The 23,049-nt window shown below is 35.4% G+C and carries 19 protein-coding genes; 15 read left to right on the top strand and 4 right to left on the bottom strand.

Annotation, left to right across the window (positions count from 1 at the left end; genetic code table 11):
* Positions 1-102 precede the first annotated feature (102 nt).
* From eno to SCA31_RS04540, 4 genes are all read left to right on the top strand, one after another.
* Positions 103-1,395, top strand: a complete 1,293-nt coding sequence (gene eno, locus SCA31_RS04555) for a phosphopyruvate hydratase (RefSeq protein WP_106916800.1) — start codon at positions 103-105, stop codon at positions 1,393-1,395.
* 81 nt (positions 1,396-1,476) lie between these two features.
* Complete coding sequence (locus SCA31_RS04550) at positions 1,477-2,763, top strand: citrate synthase (RefSeq protein ID WP_410695659.1); 1,287 nt, start codon at positions 1,477-1,479, stop codon at positions 2,761-2,763.
* A 271-nt stretch (positions 2,764-3,034) separates the two neighbouring features.
* A complete protein-coding gene (locus SCA31_RS04545; RefSeq protein WP_410695658.1) occupies positions 3,035-4,096 on the top strand; it encodes a helix-turn-helix domain-containing protein in 1,062 nt (353 codons plus the stop codon).
* Positions 4,097-4,176: 80 nt separating this feature from the next.
* Positions 4,177-6,345: a TonB-dependent receptor domain-containing protein gene (locus tag SCA31_RS04540; RefSeq protein ID WP_410695657.1), complete on the top strand. Its 2,169-nt coding sequence runs from the start codon at positions 4,177-4,179 to the stop codon at positions 6,343-6,345.
* 33 nt (positions 6,346-6,378) lie between these two features.
* Here SCA31_RS04540 and SCA31_RS04535 read toward each other — a convergent pair whose 3' ends face one another.
* Complete coding sequence (locus SCA31_RS04535) at positions 6,379-6,540, bottom strand: hypothetical protein (protein ID WP_164463074.1); 162 nt, start codon at positions 6,538-6,540, stop codon at positions 6,379-6,381.
* 290 nt (positions 6,541-6,830) lie between these two features.
* Here SCA31_RS04535 and SCA31_RS04530 point away from each other — a divergent pair, with 290 nt between their 5' ends.
* The 11 genes from SCA31_RS04530 (at position 6,831) to SCA31_RS04480 (ending at position 17,357) form a co-directional block, all read left to right on the top strand.
* A complete protein-coding gene (locus tag SCA31_RS04530) occupies positions 6,831-7,745 on the top strand; it encodes a dimethylarginine dimethylaminohydrolase family protein (RefSeq protein ID WP_076353276.1) in 915 nt (304 codons plus the stop codon).
* An 81-nt stretch (positions 7,746-7,826) separates the two neighbouring features.
* Complete coding sequence (locus SCA31_RS04525) at positions 7,827-8,234, top strand: four helix bundle protein (protein WP_410695656.1); 408 nt, start codon at positions 7,827-7,829, stop codon at positions 8,232-8,234.
* Positions 8,235-8,290: 56 nt separating this feature from the next.
* Positions 8,291-9,214 carry a citrulline utilization hydrolase CtlX gene (gene ctlX / locus SCA31_RS04520; protein WP_410695655.1) on the top strand — a complete coding sequence of 308 codons (924 nt, stop codon included), beginning with the start codon at positions 8,291-8,293 and terminating at the stop codon, positions 9,212-9,214.
* 20 nt (positions 9,215-9,234) lie between these two features.
* Positions 9,235-9,594, top strand: a complete 360-nt coding sequence (locus SCA31_RS04515; RefSeq protein WP_410695654.1) for an S-adenosylmethionine decarboxylase family protein — start codon at positions 9,235-9,237, stop codon at positions 9,592-9,594.
* A gap of 2 nt (positions 9,595-9,596) precedes the next feature.
* Positions 9,597-11,060 carry a DUF4178 domain-containing protein gene (locus SCA31_RS04510; RefSeq protein ID WP_410695653.1) on the top strand — a complete coding sequence of 488 codons (1,464 nt, stop codon included), beginning with the start codon at positions 9,597-9,599 and terminating at the stop codon, positions 11,058-11,060.
* Positions 11,061-11,062: 2 nt separating this feature from the next.
* On the top strand, positions 11,063-11,254 hold the full coding sequence (locus SCA31_RS04505) for a hypothetical protein (RefSeq protein WP_410695652.1): 192 nt from the start codon (positions 11,063-11,065) through the stop codon (positions 11,252-11,254).
* Between the two features lie 12 nt (positions 11,255-11,266).
* The gene (locus SCA31_RS04500; RefSeq protein WP_410695651.1) at positions 11,267-11,482 is read left to right on the top strand and encodes a DUF350 domain-containing protein; all 216 of its coding nucleotides are present in this window, start codon (positions 11,267-11,269) and stop codon (positions 11,480-11,482) included.
* Positions 11,475-12,989 carry a polyamine aminopropyltransferase gene (locus SCA31_RS04495; RefSeq protein ID WP_410695650.1) on the top strand — a complete coding sequence of 505 codons (1,515 nt, stop codon included), beginning with the start codon at positions 11,475-11,477 and terminating at the stop codon, positions 12,987-12,989. The genes SCA31_RS04500 and SCA31_RS04495 overlap by 8 nt, the downstream gene beginning before the upstream one ends.
* Entirely contained in the window at positions 12,964-14,553 is a 1,590-nt protein-coding gene (locus tag SCA31_RS04490; protein WP_410695649.1) for an NAD(P)-binding protein, read from the top strand. The genes SCA31_RS04495 and SCA31_RS04490 overlap by 26 nt, the downstream gene beginning before the upstream one ends.
* Positions 14,550-15,575: a hypothetical protein gene (locus SCA31_RS04485; RefSeq protein WP_410695648.1), complete on the top strand. Its 1,026-nt coding sequence runs from the start codon at positions 14,550-14,552 to the stop codon at positions 15,573-15,575. The genes SCA31_RS04490 and SCA31_RS04485 overlap by 4 nt, the downstream gene beginning before the upstream one ends.
* 27 nt (positions 15,576-15,602) lie before the next feature.
* Positions 15,603-17,357 (top strand): discoidin domain-containing protein, encoded by a 1,755-nt coding sequence (locus SCA31_RS04480; protein WP_410695647.1) that lies wholly within the window; start codon positions 15,603-15,605, stop codon positions 17,355-17,357.
* A gap of 48 nt (positions 17,358-17,405) precedes the next feature.
* Here the strand turns inward: SCA31_RS04480 and SCA31_RS04475 are convergent, their stop codons facing one another.
* The 3 genes from SCA31_RS04475 to SCA31_RS04465 form a co-directional block, all read right to left on the bottom strand.
* Complete coding sequence (locus SCA31_RS04475; protein ID WP_410695646.1) at positions 17,406-18,266, bottom strand: alpha/beta fold hydrolase; 861 nt, start codon at positions 18,264-18,266, stop codon at positions 17,406-17,408.
* Positions 18,267-18,347: 81 nt separating this feature from the next.
* Positions 18,348-20,606, bottom strand: a complete 2,259-nt coding sequence (locus tag SCA31_RS04470; RefSeq protein WP_410695645.1) for a TonB-dependent receptor domain-containing protein — start codon at positions 20,604-20,606, stop codon at positions 18,348-18,350.
* Between the two features lie 43 nt (positions 20,607-20,649).
* Positions 20,650-22,881: a TonB-dependent receptor domain-containing protein gene (locus SCA31_RS04465; protein WP_410695644.1), complete on the bottom strand. Its 2,232-nt coding sequence runs from the start codon at positions 22,879-22,881 to the stop codon at positions 20,650-20,652.
* Positions 22,882-23,049: the final 168 nt, after the last annotated feature.

The following is a 23,049-nucleotide window of genomic DNA, read 5'->3' as shown; positions in this document are numbered from 1 at the left end:
ATTAACGAAAATTTAACTCTCAATTTGTACCAAAAGATCCATGAAAAATGCCCCTTTAAAGTTTATTTTTGATTAAATTTGTGTAAACTAAAAAAATAAAAAATGAGTGCAATTTCTTACATAGAAGCAAGACAAATTTTAGATTCCAGAGGTAATCCAACCATTGAAGTAGATGTATTTACAGAAAGTGGAGCAATGGGGCGTGCAGCTGTACCTTCAGGAGCATCTACCGGAGAACACGAAGCTGTGGAACTACGTGACGGTGGTTCAGAATACCAAGGAAAAGGAGTTCTGAAAGCTGTTGAAAATGTAAAAGAAGTAATTGCTGAAAATTTAGTTGGACAGCCGGTTTTCGAACAAAACTATATCGATCAGATTATGATTGATCTTGACGGAACGGCTAACAAGGGGAACCTTGGTGCTAATGCAATTCTTGGTGTTTCTTTAGCCGTAGCAAAAGCTGCAGCTGCAGAATTAGGAATGCCTCTATATAAATATGTAGGTGGTGTAAATGCAAATACACTTCCTGTTCCTATGATGAATGTAATTAATGGTGGTTCTCACTCTGATGCCCCTATTGCATTCCAGGAATTTATGATTATGCCGGTAAAGGCAGATTCTTTCTCTCACGCTTTGAGAAAGGGTACTGAAATTTTCCACAACCTAAAATCAATCCTTAAAGGAAGAGGTCTTTCTACAGCAGTAGGGGACGAGGGAGGTTTTGCTCCAACATTCAACGGGACTGAAGATGCTTTGGATACTTTACTTCAGGCTATTGAAAAGGCAGGTTATAAGCCTGGTGATGATATCATGTTGGCGTTAGACTGTGCTGCTTCAGAATTCTATAAAGACGGAACTTACGATTACAGAAAATTTGAAGGAGATAAAGGAGCTCACAGATCAAGAGAAGAGCAGGTTTCTTACCTTGCAGAATTGGCAGCTAAATATCCTATCATCTCTATTGAAGATGGTATGCAGGAAGATGACTGGGAAGGTTGGAAAATGTTAACTGATAAAATCGGTGACAGAGTACAGTTGGTAGGTGACGATTTATTCGTGACGAATGTTGACAGATTATCAAGAGGAGTAAAAGAAGGTATTGCTAACTCAATTCTTGTAAAAGTAAACCAAATTGGTTCTCTTTCTGAAACAATGGCAGCAGTACAAATGGCTCAGAACAACAAGTTCACTTCAGTAATGTCTCACAGATCAGGAGAAACTGAAGATGCTACCATTGCTGACTTGGCAGTAGCTATGAACTGTGGACAGATCAAAACAGGTTCAGCTTCAAGATCAGACAGAATGGCGAAATACAACCAGTTGTTGAGAATTGAAGAAGCACTAGGTGAAACTGCAATTTTCCCAGGTTTAGAAGCATTTAAAATTAAAAGATAATTGAATTTATAAATAACGGCAAGCGATAATTTTTGTTTGCCGTATTTTATGGAAAGTAGTATATTTAAAAAAAAATAAATAATGTCAGACAACAAAGTAATATTGAATTACGACGGTAATTCATATGAATATCCTATCGTGGATAGTACTATCGGAGACAGAGGGATTGATATTTCAAAATTAAGAGACCAGACAGGTTTAATCACTCTGGATTTAGGTTACAAAAATACTGGAGCTACTATTAGCGACATCACTTACTTAGACGGAGATAAAGGAGAGTTATTCTACAGAGGTTATCCAATCGAGCAGATTGCTGAGAAATCTAACTTTACAGAAGTAATGTATCTTTTATTACATGGAGAATTACCTACTCAGGATCAATTTACTTCTTTCGACAACAATATTAAAAAATATAACTTCATCGCAGATGAGATGAAAAAGATCATTGATGTTTTTCCTCGTTCTGCTCACCCTATGGGAGTTTTATCTTCTATGACTTCTGCTTTAACAGCTTTCAACCCAAAAGCAGTTAACGTAAATTCTAAAGAAGAAATGGATCATGCTGCTGAGCTAATGATCGCTAAGTTCTCTCACCTTTGTGCTTGGACTTACAGAAAAACTCAAGGTTTACCATTAAACCATGGAGATAACAACCTAAACTACGTAGAGAACTTCTACAAAATGGCATTCAGATTACCAAATGCTGATTTTGAAATAGATCCAATTGTTGTAGGAGCTTTAGATAAATTATTAATCCTTCACGCTGACCACGAGCAAAACTGTTCTACTTCTACAGTAAGAATGGTAGGTTCTGCACATACAGGTCTTTTTGCTTCTGTTTCTGCTGGGGTATCTGCACTTTGGGGACCTCTTCACGGTGGAGCTAACCAGGCAGTAATCGAAATGCTTGAGCTAATCGAAAAAGATGGTGGTGACGTATCTAAATATGTTGCTAAAGCTAAAGATAAAAACGATAACTTCCGTTTGATGGGATTCGGACACCGAGTTTACAAAAACTTCGATCCAAGAGCAAAAATCATCAAGAAAGCTGCTGACGATATCCTTACTGCACTTGGTATCCAGGATAAAGCTCTTGACATTGCAATGCAGTTAGAAAGAGTAGCCCTTGAGGATGAATACTTCATTGAAAGAAAACTTTATCCAAACGTAGACTTCTATTCAGGTATCATCTACAGAGCATTAGGAATTCCTACAGAAATGTTCACTGTAATGTTTGCATTAGGAAGACTTCCAGGATGGATTTCTCAGTGGAAAGAGATGAGATTGAAAGGAGACCCAATCGGAAGACCAAGACAGGTTTACCAAGGTGCTCAAGAAAGAAACTACATCGATATTACAAACAGATAATTTCTGGTTTCTATAATATTCAAATCCCAAAGCTTGCTTTGGGATTTTTTATTGGGACTCACAATAAAATCTTATTTTTGATGAGATCTATATGTGATTGATATTAAATAAATTATTAAATTTACCCTTGCAGGATATAAGTTTCAGATAAAGCCAGATAATTGATATTTATTAATGAAATAACCTAAGGACTATTGCTAAAGATCAGACATCAGTGTGATTTTTGAAACCATATTTGCCACTTTTTGTTTAATATAAAAAATAACAGACCATGACTTTTGGGCAGCAGATGCTATTTTTCTTCAGTGCAGTAGGAGCATTCAATGGGCTTCTGCTTGGGGTTTACCTGTTATTTATTAAGAAACTGAAAAACCTTCCAGAATTTTTTCTGGGAATACTTCTCCTGATGCTAAGTTTACGAGTAGGAATTTCCGTGTGTATTTATTTTTATCCGGATTTACCAAGGAGTATTCAGCATTTGGGGATGCCCGCATTATTTTTTACAGGACCAGCACTCTATTACTATGTAAAATCTTCCTTTCAGAATGACCATTTTGATTTTAAGAGCTGCCGAAAAATATTTGGAATACTGACTCTTATTTTGGGAACTGTCGGGGTACTGTACTTATTTTTTCCTGTTACATGGGACCATTATTTTGGAACTTTTATTTACACCGTTTGGTCGATATTTATGTTTCTTGCAGTTTATCAATATTACATCTTATTAAAACAAGGCCAGAAAAGCTTTAATAAGTTTCTTCTTCCTGTTTTGATCAGTAATGTGATTATTTTTTTAACCTATCAATTGATTTCTACAGGCTGGGTACAAATCTACTGTGCAGGAGGGAGTCTTGTATTTTCATTTGTACTCTATGCTAATTTTTTGACCTTATTCAATAAAAAGCATCAGGCAGTATTAGTAAAAGAAACCCATAAATATTCAAATAGAAAAATCTCCGGAGAGCAGGCCAATAGTTTTGTAATTAAGCTGGAGCAGTTAATGGATTTCGAAGAACTGTATAAGAATCCCAATCTGAAACTAAGTGACCTTGCTCTGAAAATGAATATGTCTGCACATCAGCTTTCCCAACTGTTGAATGATAATCTGGGGAAAAGTTTTTCCACTTACATTAATGAGTATAGAATCTATGAAGCATGTGAAAAAATAGATAGTGGTTCTTATTTAAAGATTGAAGAGATTGGCTACGAGGTGGGCTTTAATTCTAAGTCTACATTTTTTTCAACATTCAAAAAAATCAAAAATACCACACCGCTTTTGTATAGACAATCGCAAACGTTATCTGAAACGAGCTTTCAGAGTTTTAATTTATAATTTCGTACTGCGGAATTTTAACTTCAAAACCTTTTTTCTTTAGTAAGCTAATACTTTTGGTTTCATAAAATATAAAATTTATGATCACTAAAATATGGCTGTTTCTGTTGCTATTATTTATCTCATTTTTTGGAAATGCTCAGAACGTTGTAAAAGAAAAAGCATCAGATTCTTTGATTACCCCAAAAGCTACAACCACAAATATTTCAGAAGTGGTGATTCAGGCTGTCCCCAGAAACCTGAAGTTAAATGACGGAAACATCGTGATGGCTGTCTCGGGTAATAAAGACTTCAAAACTTCTACCCATCTTCTTGAAGTCCTTAGAAGAACACCAGGAGTTACCGTAGATCAAGAAGATGGAATTTTTATTGGTGGAAGAATAGCACCGGCGATATTTATTGATGGAAAACCGATTGTGATGAGCAATCAGGAATTACAGGCTTATTTGCGATCATTGCCACCTGAAATGGTAGAGTCAATAGAAGTTAATACCAATCCGTCTTCAAAGTATGATGCAGAGTTTAAAGGAATTATTGATATTAAGCTTAAAAAAAATACCAATCTTGGCTGGAGAGGAAACTATAATGGAAATCTGTATGTAAACAAGTTCAGTTCGAGAGAGAATTCTTTAAATCTGACATATAATACAGGAAAGATTGCTTATACTTTACAAACAGGCTATAATGATGGAATTTCAACATACCGTTATAATGCATTACAAAGGCTGGCTAATACGAATGTCATGCGTACTACTACTCATCAGAAAGATCACGGAAAGGTGTTTAGTATTCAGGCAGGGGCAGATCTCAGACTGAATGATAAGCATCGGGTAAGTTTAAATCTTAGAGGTAATTTCAGGGAAAACGACCGTTTGCGCTCAGGGGCATTATATACTACGGATAAAAATGAAAATCAGCTTATATTTAATACTGAAAGTGAAAATCCAATAGATTATTCACAGAATAATTATGGCATTACCACTGACTATTCTTTTCAAAATAAAAATTTTAAATTGAGCTTCTTAGGGAATTACCTTTCTGTGAAAAATAAGCAACAGGATGATTTCATTAATAAGGATAAACCATCTTCTGAATTATTGTCTTACTGGAAATCTGATCTCTTTAACAACATTGATATTTACACAGGGCAGGTAGATGCCTCTCAGAAAATTGGAAGTGCAGGTATTGAAGCAGGCTTTAAATACAGTCATTCGGTTACCAATAATAATATCAGATATGACACCTTGTCTGTTAATAACCAGTTTATATTCGACCCTGCAAGAAGTAATGTTTTCACTTACGAAGAAAAAATCATGGCGGGTTATCTGGCTTACAGACAGAAATTTGAAAAGCTTCAAATCAATGCTGGGTTACGAGTTGAAAACACACAGAGTATTTCAGATGCGATGAACTCTGTTGTTTCAAGAAATTATCTTGAATGGCTGCCCTCTTTTAGTGGAAGCTATTCTTTTAATAAATCTAATGAATTGTCTTTTTCCTATAGCAGAAAAATAACACGGCCCGTTTTCTCACAACTTAACCCTTTTCGGTTTTATTTTAGTCCCTTGAATTATTGGATAGGAAATCCTTATTTGTTGCCCTCTTTTACCACTCAGTTCAGGACAGCCTACCGGTATAAAAACTGGATCACAAGCTTCACTATTGGAAAAGAAAAAGATGTTATGACCCGTTATCCTCTGTACAATCCTGAAACCAATGTCCTTGAATATCTTGGTACAAATCTTCCTTATCGAAATTTTGCTTCCCTTGAGACAAGCTTTCCTGTAAAAGTAAATAAGTGGTGGAATATTACCAGTCAGTTTGCAGGATACTACAACTATGAATTCAGACCTTATCTTGATGAAGTTTTTGCATTGAAGATTTATAATTATGAAATAAGAGTAAATCAGGTCTTTACTTTACCCAAAGGATATACTCTTAATCTGTTTACAAATTATGAGTCCAAAACAGGAAACAGCCTTTATATTATCAAGCCGCGTTACACCGTAGATCTGTCTGTTCAGAAGTCTTGGCTTGATAATAAACTGAATACAAAGCTTGGGTATAGTAATATTTTTGATTCTTACGATCAGCGTTTAGAATTCAGGCATAAACAGATTATGGATAATAGACTTACACACTGGTGGGATAGCAGTAGACTGTTAATTTCACTGAGTTATAATTTTGGAAGTTCAAACTATCAGGCGAAAGAAATTCAGAAGACCGAAGAAGAGAGCAGAACAAGATAAAAAAAACCTGCTTAAAAAAGCAGGTTATCTCATTTATGGACACATACATCTGTCGCATGTCCAGATGAAACATTTTCCTGTTACGTCATCCCATTCGCAGCATCTTCTGCCGGCTATTGCTCCTCCCATAACAGACTTTTGTTGATCTCTTCCTAGTTTTTGTGCATTTTTTAGCACTGGATTGTTCTTGTTCATGACTTTGTTTTTTGATGTTAATAGTTAAGTTTTAGTACTTATAATTTCGCGAAAATTATATCACTAATATAGGAAATTAAATAATAGGATTATCTGTTTTTTTATCCTTATGTAGATGGAAAATAGTAAGTTGTAGATGTTTTTGGAGCTATTCACTACAGTTGGCTAAACAGACAAGGAAATTTTGTTGAGAGGGGGTGATTTAGGAAATCAAATTTAATGCATAAAATAATCCAAAAGTTTTATAGGTAGAGACCTTTACTTATATTTGTAGTATTGCATAAATCTTTATGAGACTAAACATTAAAAACGAAACGGGTAGGCTGAAGTCAGTAGTTCTAGGCCAGCCTAATTCATTGGGACCGGTTCCCACGCTAGAGGAAAGTTATGACGCCAAGTCATATTACTCAATCGAACACAATATATATCCTAAAGAACAGGATATTATCAATGAAATGAACGCTTTTGAAGCGGTCTTAAAAAAGTATGATGTAGAAGTACTGCGTCCTAGCATCATTGAAGACTACAATCAGGTTTTTTCAAGAGATGTAGCTTTTGTTATTGATGACAAGATGATTATTTCTAATGTAATTGCAGATAGAGCGGATGAGCAGGAAGCCTATAAGAGCGTTTTTGAAAAAGTAGCTTGGAGAAAAATAATCAATCTTCCGGAAACTGCACATATTGAAGGTGGGGACGTAATTGTATGGAATGATTTCCTCTTCATCGGAACTTGCTTCAGTGAAGATTATAGAAACTATAAAACGGCAAGAACCAACGAGTATGCCATTGAAATCTTAAAAGAATATTTTCCCAAGAAAAGAATTATTGATCTTGAATTAAAGAAAAATGATAAAATCCCATTTGAGGGAATCCTACACCTGGACTGTACGTTCAATCCAATAGGAGAAGACAAATGTATCATTTATAAAAACGGATTTGTTGACGAAAGTGATTACCGTTTAATCATCGATATTTTCGGTGAAGAAAACTGCTTCCATATCAATGATGAAGAAATGTTTGAAATGTTCCCGAATATCTTTTCTATTTCTCCTGAAATAGTTGTTTCGGACAAAACATTTACAAGAATGAACAACCATTTAAGAAACGAATGGGGAATGACTGTAGAAGAAATCCCTTACAGAGAAATTTCTAAAATGGGAGGTTTGTTGAGATGTTCTACAATGCCGCTTGTGAGAGAGTAATAGAGTAATAGAGTGGGAGAGTTTTGGAGTAAGTAGTAAAGTTGTAAGAGGAAGTGATTTTTAACCTTAAATAATTGAACGATGTCAACAATTAAATTTCATCAGGATTTAAAAGTTTTTCAAAAATCTTTTCAGACAGCACAGTATATTTATGAACTCTCAAAGTCTTTTCCAAAAGAAGAACTTTACTCTCTTACAGATCAAATAAGAAGATCATCAAGATCTGTAACTGCAAACATTAGTGAAGCCTGGGGAAAAAGGAGATATGAGAAATCCTTTATTGCTAAGCTTACAGACGCAGAAGGGGAAGCAAGAGAAACCCAAACATGGCTTCAATTTGCTTATGCCTGCAGCTACATAAACGAAGATCAATATAATAACTTGCATAATCAGTATAACCAAATAATAGGGATGTTAATCAATATGATGAGTCAGTCAGAAAAATGGTGTTCATTTTCATTACTCAATAAAGAGAATAAGAATGTATAGCCACATTGATATACTCCCAAACACTCATACACAAACACCCTCAAACTAAAAAAAACATGCAGACAACAGATACCGTATTAATGATAGAACCGATTGCATTCGGTTACAACGCAGAAACTGCGAAAAATAATTATTTTCAGGTAGAACAGACAGGTTCCGATATTCAGTCTAAGGCACTGGCAGAGTTCAATACTTTTGTTGGAAAACTTAGAGGTAAAGGTATCAATGTAATTACTATAAAAGATACATTGGATCCTCATACACCAGATTCTATTTTCCCAAATAACTGGGTAAGCTTTCATAATGATGGAAAAGTAGTTTTATATCCAATGTTCGCGTCCAACAGAAGAGTGGAAAGAAGAGATGATATTATTGAAAATATCAAAGAACAGGGATTCGAAGTTGCTGAAATAGATGATTGGTCCTTTCCTGAAACACAAGGACACTTCTTGGAGGGAACAGGAAGCATGATCTTCGACCACGACAAGAAAATTGCCTATGGTTCTGTTTCTTTGAGGTTAGATGAAAATCTGTTCAGAGAATTCTGTGAAAAATATGGTTTTACACCGATCGTTTTTCATTCCTATCAGACAGTGGGCACAGAAAGGCTTCCGATCTATCATACCAACGTAATGATGTGTGTGGCAGATCAATTTGTTGTCATCTGTCTTGATTGTATTGATGATGAGTTGGAAAGAGAAAAGGTTATTGAAACCATCAAAAATTCCGGGAAAGAAATCATTGAAATTTCAGAAGAACAAATGCAGCAGTTTGCAGGAAATATGCTTCAGGTTCAAAATAAGGACGGTGAAAGATTTTTGGTAATGAGCCAAACCGCTTACCAATCTTTAACGTCAGAACAGGTTGCCGCTATTGAAAAATATTGTGAGATCATTTACTCAGATCTTAATACCATAGAGGTAAATGGAGGCGGAAGCGCAAGATGTATGCTTGCTGAAGTTTTTCTTCCAAAAAAATAATATATTTACGAAAAAATTAATTGAACCCATTATCAAATAAAGGTTTACATATTCTTCTGACTTTGGAAACAGAGTCAGAAGATTTGTTATTAGACAGCAAGGGATTTCTTGCATTCACAGAAGATATTCTGAAAACAAAAGAAGTAGAAATTGTAGGGATTACCAATCATGTTTTTGAAAATCAAAGTTTCACCTCGGCAGTTTGCCTTAAAGAGTCACATCTTTGTATTCATACATGGCCGGAGTTTAAGCAGCTTACTTTTGATGTTTTCCTTTGTAATTATACACAGGACAATACAGAAAAGGTAGAACAGATTGCTGATGAAGTGGTTCAATATTTTAAAGCTAATACCATTCAAAAACACAAAATTTACAGATAAAAATGGATCACATTTGTCCCATTTGCCGAACCAATAATAATGATATGGCCATTGAGTTTGCCATTGAAGAATTTATCTGCAGTCATTGTAATACCCTTATTGGAGTAAAAAATATTACCCAAAAGAAAAATATTAAAAAGCCTGTAGAGAATGTTGTTTTGGAAGTAGGGCGTAAAGGTATGCTCTATGGTACAGACTATTGGGTGATTAATATTGTCATCAAAAAATACGGTTCAGACACTTTTTGGCGTGAATACGCACTGAAAGATCAAGCCGGAAATAACGCATATCTAAGCGAAAGCGATGGACATTGGGTTTTTCTTCGTCAATTGGAAGCAGCATTTAAAGAATCTAAGTTTCATGCTGAATTGGAAGGACGTAAATACAGATGGTACGAAACCACCCCATGTACAACATATGCTGCGGCAGGTTATTTTGAAGACAAACTGAATTTTGGCCTTGCCAATTATAAAGAATATGTGAATGGTACAGAAATGATCTCTAGGGAGCAGTACGGAAATTCATCACAGTTCTTTAAGGGAAATCATATTTCAAGATCCGAAATAAGAAAAGCTTTTGGAATAAAAAACATGCCCTATAGAAACGGAATAGGGATTGTTCAGCCATTTCTTTATAATATAAGACAGTGTACCAATATTATGGCAGTTACAGCATTGCTGATATGTCTGATGCAATTGTATGTGGTAACCTCAAGAAGCAATCAGACCGTCTTTGAACAGAATATAAACTTTGCAGATGTAAATGATAAAGAACTGGTGAGTAAAAGCTTTAGCTTTTCGGGCGGTTCGGCACCCTTAAAGGTCCATCTCTTTTCCGATGTGAATAACTCCTGGGCGAATGTCGGGATAGGTCTTGTTAATGAGAAAACCAATGAAGTGACTTATGCTACCAAGGATATAGAAAAATATTCAGGATATGAAGGAGGAGAAAGCTGGAGTGAGGGAAGCCAGACAGAGGACTTCAATATGTGCGGTATTCCTCAGGGAACGTACCATTTCTTGATCTCAGCAGAAAAAGAGGGTGGAATAGTAGATCCGTTCAAATCAGGGTACCGACCGGAGAATGGGGATTTCTCAATTATTCAAAATGAAACAGGAGCTTTCTTTGTGCAAAATGATAAGGACAAAAGCATTAGTACCTATACAGACAGAGTAGCACTGGAAAATGATATCATATTAAAAACCGGTCTTCAAAACAATATAAAAGAGCTTGGTAAGCTGGATTCTATCCTTGTTAATATAGTTCCGAATTATGGCTACCCAGGCAATAGTGAACAAAATGAGACCGTAAAGATCAAAGCTACCTGGCTGCCGGTTTCGTTCTGGAACTTTGGGATTGTACTTGCATGCTTACTGGTATTTGCAGGATTGAGCTATTTGGCCCGACGTATCTTTGAGGGAAGCAAATGGAGTAACAGTTCCAATTCACCTTATTCTGTTAATTAAGTATGGAAAGAATCATCAATTATATCAGAAATAATTGGCAATTATTTGCCATCGGAGGCTTTTTTCTGGGCTGGTTTGTTTACCTGACCTTTACAGGAAATCAGTTCTGTGACTGTACCAAAACAGAAAACTACCGTGACGGAACCACAAGAAGCCATTCCAGAGCAGGATTTTACAGATATTATCACAAATAAAAATATAAAACTATGGACAACATCAATTTACTCCCAATATTCAATTCCGTTCTTTATTCATTTTTAGGAATTGCTATTTTACTGTTATGCTATTTCGTCATCGAGAAATTAACTCCGGAAAAAACATGGCATGAGATTGCTCAAAATAAAAATATAGCACTGGCTATCGTTTTTGGAGCTTTTATCATCGGTATTTCAATGATTATAAGCGCTGCAATTCATGGATAAGAAGAGGATTCCTCTTGAGCTGCTTTTATTGTTTTCAGTATTTGTCATTGCTACATGTGGATTGATTTATGAGTTGGTAGCCGGGGCTTTGGCAAGCTATCTTTTAGGAGATTCCGTAAAGCAGTTTTCTTTCATCATCGGAGTATATCTGTTTTCAATGGGGGTGGGTTCCTATTTTGCAAAATTCATCAAAGGAAACTTGATTGATAAGTTTGTAGAAATTGAAATTCTGGTAGGAATTGTCGGAGGAATAAGTTCCGTGGTATTATTCATCCTCTTCAATACATTAGCCCATTTTGAAGCCGTTCTGTACCTCTTTGTCTTTTTTACAGGATCTTTGGTAGGAGTGGAAATTCCACTTTTAATGAATATTTTAAAAGACCGGGTTCAGTTTAAAGATTTAGTATCCAATGTTTTTGCTTTCGACTATATAGGAGCTTTACTCGCATCTATTCTTTTTCCCTTGGTGTTAATTCCCCAACTTGGAATTGTAAAAACTCCGCTATTCTTTGGGTTGATCAATATTTCCATTGCAATATTCCTATGCTTTTATCTTACAAAGGAACTTTCAAAACCAATTTCCCTAAAGGTAAAATCAATTGGAGCCTTTGTATTTCTTTTGGCCCTTTTCATATTTTCAGATAAGATTTTATCATATTCAGAAGAAAAACTGTATGGTGAAAATATTGTCTATACAAAAAGCTCCCCTTATCAAAGGATTGTTTTAACAAGAAATAACCGTGAGTTCAGGCTGTATTTAAATAATAACTTACAGTTTTCTTCCACAGATGAATATCGTTATCATGAAGCACTGGTTCATCCGGCAATGTCTATGGCCAAAAACATTGATAATGTTTTGATTTTGGGAGGAGGTGATGGTTTTGCTGTTCGTGAAGTACTGAAGTATAAAGAGGTGAAGAAAGTTACTCTTGTAGATCTTGACGGTGAAATGACCCAGTTTTTCAAAACCAATGAGACCATGCGTAAGCTGAACCAAAGTTCCTTATCCAGCTCTAAAGTAGAAGTCATTAACAAGGATGCTTATATTTGGGTAAAGGAGAATAAAAAGAAATTTGACGTCATTATCATAGACTTTCCGGATCCATCCAATTATAGTTTGGGAAAACTCTATTCTCTACAGTTTTATAAAGAACTTGAAAGATTGACAACTCCGGATACAAAGATTGTAGTCCAGACTACTTCTCCTTATTTTGCACCAAAGTCTTTCTGGTGTATAGAGAAAACAATCAATCAGATATTTCCGTTTACCTCCGCGTATCACACCTATGTTCCGTCGTTTGGAGAGTGGGGCTTTTCAATGGCTTCATTCGAACCGGTCAATAATAAGATCTACAGACAGATTCCCAACTTAAAATACTACGATTATGATTTTTCGCAAATGTCCTACTTTAACAAGGATATGAAGGTAAAAGATGTAGAAGTTAACCGTCTGGATAACCAGATACTAGTTCGCTATTTTGATGAAGAGTGGGGGAAAGTTCAGTAGAAAGGATTTCCTAAAGACAGTAATGTTAGGCAGTCTAATGCTTCCCTTTCTGCAATATTGTGGGAAGAAAGCAAAAACGTTGTTGTTGAAGATTACAGGTACCAATCATATTCTTGGACATCAATTATGGGCTAAGGATTTTCCACAATCTACAGAAGTTATCAACACCCAATATCTTATTGTGGGTGGTGGGATCTCTGGGCTTTCTGCATGCAGATTTTTCAGTCAAAATAACAAGCATGATTATCTTCTTCTGGAAATGGAGGATCACTTGGGAGGAAATTCTTCAAATGGACAGAATTCATTTTCAAAGTTTCCATTGGGAGCACATTATCTGCCTTTACCCAACAAAGAAAATACTGAAATTATCGAATTTCTGACGGAGTGTGGAATCTGTCAGGGAATAGAAGAAAATGGAGATCCTATTTTAGACGAATATCAGATGACTTTTCCACAGCAGGAAAGATTGTTCTATAAAAACTCTTGGCAGAATGATGTTGTTCCACAAAAAGGAATAACAGTAGAAATACAAAATGAGCTGAATCGTTTCTTTACGATGATGAACGATTTCCGTCAAAAAAGAGATACTCTTGGAAATTATTGGTTTGCCATTCCTGTACATGATTCCAGCAGGGAAGATGAAGTTATGAAGCTTGAAAAAACTCTTTTTAGAGATTGGCTTCAGGAACATCATTTTCAATCGGAAGAACTTTTATGGTTGTTAGATTATTCCTGTAGAGATGATTATGGCTTGGGGATAGACTATGTTTCAGCCTGGGCGGGGATTCATTATTTTGCCGGAAGAAAAAATAACTGGAGTACAAAATATAAGGACCAGGTATTTACCTGGCCGGAGGGAAATGCAAGGCTTACTCACTATTTTTCAAAATATATCAAAGAAAAATCTTTAACTAATCATTTAGTTTTTGATGTTAAAGTTAATGATGTAGTTGAGATACAGTGTTTTGATAATTCTCAGAAGAAAACAAAGACAATTGTAGCCGAAAAAGTTTTGTTTGCCATACCTCAATTTGTCAACGAAAGAATTTTAAATAATAGAAACGCAAAATCATTTCAATATGTTCCCTGGCTTTTGACAACCATTACATTGAAGAACGAGTTTGGAGGAGATGAAGAGCTAGCCTGGGATAATGTAATTTATGGATCTTCCGGGTTAGGGTATATTTATGATCAGCATCAGAATATCAATCAGGTTTTGGGAGAAAAGGTGATTACCTATTACAAAAGCTTCTCTACAAATGATTGTAAAAAGGCCAGAAAGAAGCTGTATTCCATGAAAGAAGCTGAACTTAAAACTTTAGTTTTAGAAGACTTGAAGAAAGCACATCCGCTTATAGAGGACTTTATTCTTGAAATGCAGTTTCATAAAATAGGACATGCGATGATTGCTCCGGTTCCCAATCAAATTTTTGGTGAAGACACCAGACTTGCAAAGGAATCTTTGGATGGAAAGATCTTCTTTGCCCATTCTGATCTTTCAGGAATATCTATTTTTGAAGAAGCCTTTTATCAGGGAATAAGAACTGCAAAGCAAATGCTATGAAACAACCTTGGATCCATAATGCAAAAACAGATTGGTGGTTTATTCTATCTCCACCTTTTTTGGTATTGTTGATTATTCTTCTTTTTCAGAAACAAGTTCAGGGATTAGAAAATAATTATTCCTTTTACACATGGCTTCTTTTGATTGTTTTTGTAGATGTTGCCCATGTATATTCCACTTTGTTTAAGACTTATTTTGTAAAAGATGAGGTTCAGAAAAGGAAATTGCTGTATTTCGGGATTCCCATTCTAAGCTGGTGCCTGGGAATTACTTTATTCCAGTTTGGAAGCCTTACATTCTGGTCGGTACTGGCTTTGATTGCCGTTTTTCATTTTATCCGCCAGCAATATGGATTTATGAGAATCTATGCCCGCTTTGAGCCTAATAACTGGCAGAAGAAAATAGATGAGGTGGCCATATATGCTGCTACAGTTTTCCCAATGTTGTACTGGTTCAAAACACCACGTGCATTTACCTGGTTTGTAAATAATGAATTTGATTGGCTTAAAAACTTGCCTGATTATGTTGGTTTTATCACCGTTCTGTATGTAGGGATATTAATAATCTGGCTTGTAAAAACCATTTTTGAAGCCATAAAAACAAAGAGCATCAACATTCCTAAAACAGCTCTTATTACCGGAACGTACCTTTCCTGGTATTTTGGAATTGTATATTTTAACAATGACCTTGTCTTTACTTTCCTGAATGTTGTATCCCACGGGATCCCTTATATTGCTCTGATCTATATTAGTGAAATAAAGCAAAAGGATAATCATCAACTGAACTGGATGTTAATTTTTAAATCTGCTTCGGGAATATTTTTATTTGTAGGGGTGATTTTAGGATTTGCCTTTCTTGAGGAATTTCTGTGGGAAACCTTAGTTTGGAATGAGCATTTCTCACTGGAATTTAATAACCCAGAAAATATACTCCAGTTTTTAGTTCCATTGCTCGTGGTTCCACAGCTTACCCATTATCTTCTGGATGGCTTTATTTGGAGAAAACCAAAAAAAGTTAGCTAACTTTGTTGGAATCTTTAAAATCTAAAAATGAGACAATATATTCTGTTATTAGCAATTTTTCTTGGAATGATTGTAGGAGCGCAGCAGAAAACATTTTGTAATCCGATCAACATAGATTATGGTTATACTCCTTTTGAAGTTTTTTCAAAACAAGGGAAACACCGAGCCACAGCAGATCCGGTGATTGTTAATTTTAAAAATAAACTGTTTCTTTTTTCTACAAACCAGGAAGGATATTGGTACAGTGATGATATGTTGGACTGGAAGTTTGTAAAAAGGAAATTTCTCAGAGATAATAAATATATTCATGATCTTAATGCTCCGGCTGTCTGGGCTATGAAAGATACTCTATATGTGTATGGTTCTACCTGGGAACAGGATTTTCCAATCTGGAAAAGTACAAATCCAACTAAAGATGACTGGAAGATTGCAGTAGATACTTTAAAAGTAGGCGCATGGGATCCAGCATTCCACTATGATGAAGATAAGAGTAAACTATATCTATATTGGGGTTCAAGTAACGAATGGCCTTTGCTGGGAACAGAAGTGAAAGTGAAAAATCTTCAGTCTGAAGGTTTCGTAAAACCCATTCTAAAACTAAAACCTGAAGACCACGGATGGGAGCGTTTCGGAGAATACAATGATAATGTTTTTCTTCAGCCTTTTGTAGAAGGAGCTTGGATGACAAAACATAACGGGAAATATTATATGCAGTATGGTGCTCCGGCAACAGAATTCAGTGGATATTCCGATGGTGTATACGTAAGCAAAAATCCTTTGGAAGGTTTCGAATATCAGCAGCATAATCCATTCTCTTATAAACCGGGAGGTTTTGCAAGGGGAGCAGGTCATGGAGCAACTTTTGAAGACAATTATAAAAACTGGTGGCATGTTTCCACTATATTTATTTCTACCAAAAATAATTTTGAAAGAAGGCTGGGTATCTGGCCGGCAGGTTTTGATAAAGATGATGTGATGTATTGTAATACGGCTTATGGTGATTATCCTACTTACCTTCCGCAGTATGCACAAGGGAAAGACTTTACAAAAGGTCTTTTTGCCGGATGGATGTTATTGAATTATAATAAGCCGGTTCAGGTTTCATCTACTTTAGGTGGTTATCAACCCAATTATGCTGTAGATGAAGATATCAAGTCCTATTGGAGTGCTAAAACAGGGAATTCCGGAGAATGGTTCCAAACGGATCTGGGTGAAGTTTCAACAATCAATGCCATTCAGATCAATTATGCAGATCAGGATGCTGAGTTCATGGGGAAAACCTTAGGGAAAATGCATCAATATAAAATCTATGGCTCTAATGATGGTAAGAAGTGGAAAGTGATTGTGGATAAAAGCAAGAATACAAAAGATGTCCCTCACGATTATGTTGAGCTTGAGCAGCCTGCAAAAGCCCGTTTCCTTAAAATGGAAAACCTTAAAATGCCTACAGGAAAATTTGCATTAAGTGGCTTCAGAGTGTTTGGAAAAGGAGCTGGAAAACAACCTGGCAAAGTAGAAGGTTTTGTGCCTTTAAGGGCTGATCCAAAAAAATATGGTGAAAGAAGAAGTATTTGGATGAAATGGCAGCAGAATCCTGAAGCGGATGGCTATGTAATCTACTGGGGGAAATCTCCTGAGAAAATGTACGGAAGCATTATGGTATACGGAAAGAATGAATATTTCTTTACAGGTGCAGACAGAACAGATTCCTACTATTTCCAGATTGAAGCTTTCAACGCGAATGGAGTTTCAGAAAGAACAGCAGTCGCAAAATCCGAGTAAATCAAATTAAAAAATAAAAAATAACACGTTTTGAAAAATCAGAACGTGTTATTTTTTATCTGTCCTTTTAAGGAAAGCTTCAATCTTATCAATAAGAAAAGTATGGTTTGGTGATTTATCCCAATCTAGATGTCCACCATTGAATTCATAGGACTCATTGATGATATTATTTTTATTTAAAGCAGAATCCAGAATTGTTTTTTGGGTTATAGAAATGACACGGTCGGTTTTTCCATAATAGGAAAGAGTAGGGGCAGATGTATTCTCTATCCAATAAACTGGACTGGCAAAATGAACCGCTGAGGTACCTTTTGTAAGTATCTTGGGATCTACCAAGTGTTGTTCTACAAAAGAATATTCTTGATACGTCTTAAAGCCTGGATCAGATAGATCGGTTGGCCCTACGATGTTAATCACAGCCTTTACCTCTTTATCGGAATCAAATTTGTAAGCATACAACATGGATAAGTGCCCACCGGCACTGTTTCCCATTAGAATGATCTTTGGACTATCTTTCAGCTTTCTTTTTAAAAAAGTAATTACGCTTTTAATATCCTCGGTTTGGTTGGGAATGCCATATTGTGTTTGAGAAGCGTTTCGATAATTAATATTGGCAAAAATATAATCAGGAAACCTTTGCATCATCGAGAGGGTAAAGAAAGTAAGCTGAGACTTGTTTCCACTATGCCAGCCCCCTCCATGAATGATAATAAATACATCTCTTTTCTTCGTAGATTTTTGATGGGGGATATAAAGATCCATGACTTGGTCAGAATCATTTCCATAATGAATGTTTTCCTCTTTATCAAAGGAAATGTTCATCCCTAGTGTGACCTTTTTCTCCTTACAGTTTGTCAGCAGAAAGGATACAATAAAACATAAAAAAATAAAGTCTAACTTTCTTTTCATACCTATAAAGATAGAAAACCTGTTGAAAGATCAACAGGTTTCCGTGGAATATAATTGAGTTGAATATGAAGAAAGATTATTTTACTTTGTTCTACTCTTGATAGAGTCGGAAGCACCCTCAATATCTCTTACCTTTTTCAGTTTTTTATTTCCGAAGTTGTAAGTAAGGCTTACCGTTAAGCTTCTTGGGTATTGATTCTGGTGGATGTAATTTTTGTTTCCATTGTCTTGGATATCATCAATGACTACAATATTGGTTCTTAAGACATCATTTACATTGACTGCAAAAGTCCAGTCGTTCCAATTTTTCTTGATGCTAAGATCTAAACTCGATAAACTTCGTAGCATACCCAGTTCTATCTGCTGCTTGTCTATGAAGAAAAAGTTAACTCCAAGGAACCATGTTTTTGCTTTATCAAGACGGATGGTATTATTCGTTTGAATCAAAATACTGGTAGAGTTGGTCTTATTGATGTAGGTTACAAATTCTCCTTTCTCATTTCTGAAACGGTCCCCAGTAGTGGGATCCATATCCAGGCTTCCATTGTTTCTGTTATGTTGAATACCGATGCTGAAATTCGTAGTCAAATATTGTTTGAAAAATGATTTTTGGATTCCTACCATGGCAGACATTTCCTGCTTATCTCCAAAATTGGTTCTGATGTATCTTAAGGCAAGATTTTTTCCTAGCTCTCCATTAGGTTTCTCGGGATAACCCTGTAACGGAACCTGGGTGATGGCATCCTTAATATAAGAATGGTTTAAAACAACAAAATAGGAGTTTTTATACATATAAGTCAGTTCCTGATTATAAGTGGACGAAGCCTTTACGAAAGGGTTGTTTTGAGTATAATTATCATCAGTCAGTTTATTTACCACCGGATTTATTTCCCAGAAACTTGGTCTTCTCATCCTGCTTGAAAAGGAGTAGGAAATATTGTTTTTATCATTGATGGCATAGTTAAGACTCATATAAGGAAGAAAGTTGTTATAGTTTCTTTCAATTCTTTTAAGAGCTTCTGTTGGCGGATTATCTGAGGTTCCTAAACTGTTGGTAATCTCATATCGGGTTCCTATTTTTCCGGAAAATTTATCAGAAAACTTCTTTTCAGCAGTTACATAAAAGCCATAAATGTTTTCATCATAAATAAAGTGGTTAGGTGCTAATTTAGGTGCTTTTTCAGGATCAATAAAATAAGTATCACTTTTAGTATCATTATCCGTTTTGGTTTTGTTATAATTTCCACCTACAGAAATAGTAAGGTCATTTTTAAATTTCTGGATGTAATCTACCATTCCGGAGAAATTGTTAATGATCTGTGGAAGGTCCTGAAACATCTGGATAGATTTATCTCTATAGTCTAGCTTTCTATTGATATCGGATTTATAAGTGATATTGTCTGTAACCTGAAATCTTTTATAATTCAGATAAGCTGCATTTACATTCAACTTACTTCCTAGGGAATCTGTTTTTAACTCATAGTTTAAATTAAGTGAGTTATTATAGGTTCTCGCATCCTCTTTATTTTTAGACCATGTGTATTGGGGGCCTTCTTTATTAACAATTGTATTGAAAAGTGATACCGTTGAATTATAGCTCTTGTTGGCCCATGTATTCCATGATAAAGCCAGATTACTATTATCATTTAACTGATAATCAATGTTCAGATAACCTCCGATATTTTTGTTTGGATCGGTGATATCACCAGTTGACTCATTTGAAGCATTGTCACTGCTGTTTCTTAAAGTATAGGTTTGAGCCTGAATGTTTTCCCCACCGCTGAGGTTGGCACTAATTCCCAGTTTGTCTTTTCTATAGTTGGCAGAGAAACTTGCCTGGCTGGCATTGTATTTACTTTGAGTATTAGAAAATCTCATGTTTCCGTTAAGGCCATCACTCATCTTTTTCTTTAAGACAATATTGATAATCCCATCAGAAGATTCCACCTGAAACTCACTTCCCGGAACCGTAATTACCTCAATTTTCTGAATGTTTTCTGCCGGAGTATTTTTTAGGAATTGGGCCAGTGATTCAGCATCCATATTGGATTTTCTTCCGTTGATATAGACTAATACATTGTTTTTTCCTGCAATTTTTAATGTTTTATCATCAGTTGAAGATAACAATGGCGTTTGTTTCAAAAGATCAAAAGTAGTATTTCCTTTCGTTATAGGAGAAGCAGCAACATCATATACAAAACGGTCACTTTGTTTTTTAAATACCTGTTTGGTGATGGTAATACCTTCTATATTTTTTGTTTTTGCCGTGTCTGATTTCTTTTCCTGAGCAAAAGCACAGGTACCGAATATGACAGCTATTGACAAAAGTATACGTTTCATGTTTGTTTTTTTAGAGTGGTTAAGTGAGATAAGTTTTTATAGATTAGGTTCTTGATTTTACAGCATCATTAGCTGATTTCATTTCCCTTGCTTTTTTCAGTTTCTGATTTCCAAAATTGTAGGTAACCCCAACGCTAAATAATCTTGGATAATTGAAATTGGTTACATTGTTATAACTGCCATGAGGCTGTACTCCTTCAATTTTATAAAAGTTCTGATTGAATACATCATATAATTCTACTAGCACCGTCCAGTCTCCAACTATTTTCTTTACACTAAAATCAAGGCTTTGTCTTACTCCCATCATTCCCCCTTCTGTTGCAGCTCTGCTGGCTATAAAATAATTAACTCCCAGAAACCAATCCTTTTTAGAAGAAAGACGGATGTTATTATTAAGCGTAGCGCTCATATTGTAGTTTTTAATATCAAGAACATAGGCTTCCAACTCTTCTGTTTCCCCAGCTGCAGGGATGGAGGTAGGATCCTTTGTTACACTACCATTGAACGTTGTATACCCAAGATTCACAGAATAATTGGTGGTCCAGATATCTTTAAACCAGGATTTGTTCATTCCCAATGTTAATCCTAATTCTCTGCTGTTGCCATAGTTGGTTCTTATATATCGGAGAAACTTTACTTTTTCTGTAATAGGATTTCCATTTTCATCCTCTTTAGTTCGGGTTAAAGTTCCTCTTAATGGTAGCTGGCTGGAAGCATCGTCTATCATTGTGAAGCTAAGATTGGCATAAAATGCATTTTTATACATATAATTCAGTTCCTGATTATAGAACTTTGAAGCCAATATAAATGGGTTATTCTGAGTATAGTTATTAGGAGTAAAATACATTCTGGATGGGTTCAGTTCCCAGAATCTTGGTCTTCTGATTCTGCTGGAGAATGTATAGCTTAGATTATGATCAGAACTGATGGCGTAGTTTAAGTTCAGGTAAGGTAACAGGTTGTTGTAGTTTCTTTCAAATCCTGTTTTTCCAATAATATCTCCTGTGCTTTTGGTCATTTCATATCGAAGGCCTGCTTTTCCGGAAATTTTTTCAGTCAGTTTTCTCTCATAATTGATGTAAGCCCCCAGAATTTGTTCCTTATAGATGAAGTGATTGGTTTGTGCCGGATTATCCACGAATGTTGTTCCGTTAAAAACATCCTGTCTGGTATCATTATCCGTATTGGTATGGTTGTAGCTCACTCCCATCAACCATGTTGCACCCTTAGCCGTCTTTTTTAAATAATCAATATTGGCCGCATAGTTATTAATAATCTGTGGTACAGATTGATGCAAAGCCGAATATCTGTTGTTCACATCCTCATACAAAGGAAAGCTTTCATTAAAACTTACTTTATCCCTATTGAACCACAAGTACGAAACATTAGAGGTAAGCTTACTTCCCAGAGAGTCAGTCTTTATTTCATAATTTAAATTAAATGAATGATTTCTGGTTTGTGCATTTTCATTATTAATCGTTCTGTTCGTTAAAACTCCATCTTGCCAGTTCATCATTTCCAGAACAGAGTTGAAGCTTTTATTGTATCTCATATTGTAAGAGAATCCCAAACTCTGCTTTTTGTTAATCTCATAATCAAGATTAATACCTCCTCCATAGTTATTGTTAGGATCAGCATTATAACCATAAGACTCATTTCTGAACGTTGGGTCCCCGTTGGATAATCTATATTTCTCTCTGTCCGTCCAGTTTCCTACTCTTACATTGGAGTTCCCTGACCATTTTCCTTGTCTGAAATTGAATGAACCTCCAGCCGAAGGATTATTATAATAACCATGCTCATTCTGCATTTTCATAGTTCCATTGTAGCCGTTGTTTCTGCTTTTTTTCATCACAATATTGATAACTCCCTCCTTAGATTCTACCTGGAATTCACTTCCCGGAACAGTAATTACCTCAATTTTCTGAATATCTTCTGATGGAGTAGACTTTAGCATTTCAATCAATGCTTCAGCATCCATATTTGTTTTTTTATTGTTGATATAGATAACAGCATCTGATTTACCCAAAATCTTCAATGTTTTTCCATCTACACTAGAGATCATTGGAGTTTGCTTTAGCAGAGTAAACGTATTAGTTCCCTTAGCAATAGGAGAGGACGCCACATCATACACCAAGCGGTCACCTTGTTTTTTGAAAACCTGCTTCTTGATATTTACTGCATCAATAGCATTTACTTTCACACTGTCTTTTTTCTGCTGAGCAGTAACAAATCCACTGAAAAATAGGGCTGCAATAAGAATTTGAGTTTTCATGATTATTATTTTTTAGTTGTTAATAGCTTGTATGGTTTGTTATTTTACATTACAAAGATATATAATAAATTCAGTATCATGCAATACAAAGTACTTAAAAATATTTTTAACTATCATTAACTGATTGGTTTTCAGTTGTTAAAATTTTAAATTAAATTTTCGATTATT

It is taken from the genome of Chryseobacterium sp. SIMBA_028, assembly GCF_046535285.1.
Lineage (GTDB): Bacteria > Bacteroidota > Bacteroidia > Flavobacteriales > Weeksellaceae > Chryseobacterium.
The sequence above is the reverse complement of the archived record's forward strand: the minus strand, read 5'-3'. Positions and strand labels throughout refer to the sequence as shown.

Coding starts and splice junctions, on each gene's coding strand:
- eno (WP_106916800.1), top strand. CDS start 103: ATGAGTGCAATTTCTTACATAGAAGCAAGACAAATTTTAGATTCCAGA.
- SCA31_RS04550 (WP_410695659.1), top strand. CDS start 1,477: ATGTCAGACAACAAAGTAATATTGAATTACGACGGTAATTCATATGAA.
- SCA31_RS04545 (WP_410695658.1), top strand. CDS start 3,035: ATGACTTTTGGGCAGCAGATGCTATTTTTCTTCAGTGCAGTAGGAGCA.
- SCA31_RS04540 (WP_410695657.1), top strand. CDS start 4,177: ATGATCACTAAAATATGGCTGTTTCTGTTGCTATTATTTATCTCATTT.
- SCA31_RS04535 (WP_164463074.1), bottom strand. CDS start 6,540: ATGAACAAGAACAATCCAGTGCTAAAAAATGCACAAAAACTAGGAAGA.
- SCA31_RS04530 (WP_076353276.1), top strand. CDS start 6,831: ATGAGACTAAACATTAAAAACGAAACGGGTAGGCTGAAGTCAGTAGTT.
- SCA31_RS04525 (WP_410695656.1), top strand. CDS start 7,827: ATGTCAACAATTAAATTTCATCAGGATTTAAAAGTTTTTCAAAAATCT.
- ctlX (WP_410695655.1), top strand. CDS start 8,291: ATGCAGACAACAGATACCGTATTAATGATAGAACCGATTGCATTCGGT.
- SCA31_RS04510 (WP_410695653.1), top strand. CDS start 9,597: ATGGATCACATTTGTCCCATTTGCCGAACCAATAATAATGATATGGCC.
- SCA31_RS04505 (WP_410695652.1), top strand. CDS start 11,063: ATGGAAAGAATCATCAATTATATCAGAAATAATTGGCAATTATTTGCC.
- SCA31_RS04500 (WP_410695651.1), top strand. CDS start 11,267: ATGGACAACATCAATTTACTCCCAATATTCAATTCCGTTCTTTATTCA.
- SCA31_RS04495 (WP_410695650.1), top strand. CDS start 11,475: ATGGATAAGAAGAGGATTCCTCTTGAGCTGCTTTTATTGTTTTCAGTA.
- SCA31_RS04490 (WP_410695649.1), top strand. CDS start 12,964: ATGAAGAGTGGGGGAAAGTTCAGTAGAAAGGATTTCCTAAAGACAGTA.
- SCA31_RS04485 (WP_410695648.1), top strand. CDS start 14,550: ATGAAACAACCTTGGATCCATAATGCAAAAACAGATTGGTGGTTTATT.
- SCA31_RS04480 (WP_410695647.1), top strand. CDS start 15,603: ATGAGACAATATATTCTGTTATTAGCAATTTTTCTTGGAATGATTGTA.
- SCA31_RS04475 (WP_410695646.1), bottom strand. CDS start 18,266: ATGAAAAGAAAGTTAGACTTTATTTTTTTATGTTTTATTGTATCCTTT.
- SCA31_RS04470 (WP_410695645.1), bottom strand. CDS start 20,606: ATGAAACGTATACTTTTGTCAATAGCTGTCATATTCGGTACCTGTGCT.
- SCA31_RS04465 (WP_410695644.1), bottom strand. CDS start 22,881: ATGAAAACTCAAATTCTTATTGCAGCCCTATTTTTCAGTGGATTTGTT.